The 1,643-nt window shown below is 47.5% G+C and carries 1 protein-coding gene; it reads left to right on the top strand.

Translation table 11 applies throughout. The features are described 5' to 3' along the window. Nucleotides 1-1,643, top strand: a 1,643-nt coding sequence (locus R7O12_RS24235; protein WP_318126585.1) for a putative bifunctional diguanylate cyclase/phosphodiesterase, incomplete at both ends; no start/stop codon positions are given.

The following is a 1,643-nucleotide window of genomic DNA, read 5'->3' as shown; positions in this document are numbered from 1 at the left end:
GTTTCACGCCGTCGACACCTCCGAAAAGCAAATACTTGTCCGCTCTCTGGAAGAAGCCGAAAACAAATTTGCCAAGCTGACCCAACTATTGCCCGATGGCCTGCTGCTGATTGAAGATGACACCATCATCTCAGCAAACCCTGCCTCGGCTCGTCTGCTTGGGCTTAACTCCCCTCACGAGCTACTCGGTGAAGAGCTCTCTCGCTTGTTCATCGACGAAAACACCAAAAAAGTTTTCAGTCACCGACTCAGCACGCTTATTTCGGACAAACCGTTTGTTTGCCTGACTAGCGCGCGTTGCGGATTTGAGCGCAAAGTCCAATTGCATGCGGACTCGACGGCAATTCTAGGCAGTGAATCTCAAATTCTTCTTATCCAAGATGCGGATGACACACCAAAACACTTGTCGTCAGCCTCCAGTGAAGATTCTCATATCGACTCTTTAACCAAACTGTATAACCGATTTGGTTTCACCAAGCGCCTAGAACAACTGATCAAAAGCCAAACACCGCTATTGGTGTTTTACCTCGATATCGATAACTTTAAGAACATTAATGACTCGCTGGGTCATCACATCGGTGACAAAGTCATCCAAGAAGTTTCTGCACGTTTAAAACGACTGCTGCCAAACCAAGCGATCATCGGCCATCTTGGCGGTGATGAGTTCGGCATCATCCTTCCTGAGCCAGAAAACTCGCGCATGGCAGAAGTGTTATCAGATCGCATTATTTCTTTGATAAACCAACCTTTTGATCTGCACCATTTCAGTAAACGTCTTGCCTGCTCAATTGGTAGCGTCCGCTATCCGGAAGATGGGCAGGATGCTCGTATCTTGCTACAAAACGCCGATACCGCAATGTACGAAGCCAAAGATCGCGGGCGAAACCGTCTGATCAAATTCAATGACCAAATGAACAAAGAAGCGCGTATGCGTTTGTGGCTCGAAATCGAACTGCAAAAAGCCCTGCAGCAAAATGGTCTTGAAGTTTGGTATCAGCCCAAAGTGAACGCCCGTGATTTCAGTATCAATGGCGCTGAGGCTTTAGTACGTTGGAAACATCCGGTTGAGGGCTACATTAGCCCAGGATCATTTATTCCTGTGGCGGAACGAGCAGGTTTGATTGAGCATCTGGGCCGCGTGGTGATGCGTGATGTATTCAACACCGTAAAACGCTGGAAACAACAAGGCATTTTGCCGGGTCGCGTCGCGATCAACCTGTCTCCAGAACAGTTTGGCAACCCTCAGTTGATCGACTTTATGGAGAAGCTGCTGCGCACAACCGAACTTGATCCAAGTTGCATCACGTTTGAGCTAACGGAAAGCGCGGTGATGAGTGACAGCGAACATACGCTGCAAATGCTGAATGCGATTAAAAAGCTGGGCTTTGCTTTATCGATCGACGACTTTGGAACTGGGCAAACGTCGTTAGCATTTTTGCAGCACATGAAAATTGATTATTTGAAGATCGACAAGTGTTTTGTTGAAACCATAGGCATTCAAAGTGTGAGTGCATCCGTATTGAATGCCATCGTTCATTTTGCGGACGAGCTGCAAGTGAAGTTGATTGCTGAAGGCGTCGAAACGCCGGCGCAAGCAGAGCATTTGAAAAATATGGGAGTGCAATACCATCAAGGCTACCTGT

Source organism: Vibrio sp. Vb1574, assembly GCF_033338675.1.
The sequence above is the reverse complement of the archived record's forward strand: the minus strand, read 5'-3'. Positions and strand labels throughout refer to the sequence as shown.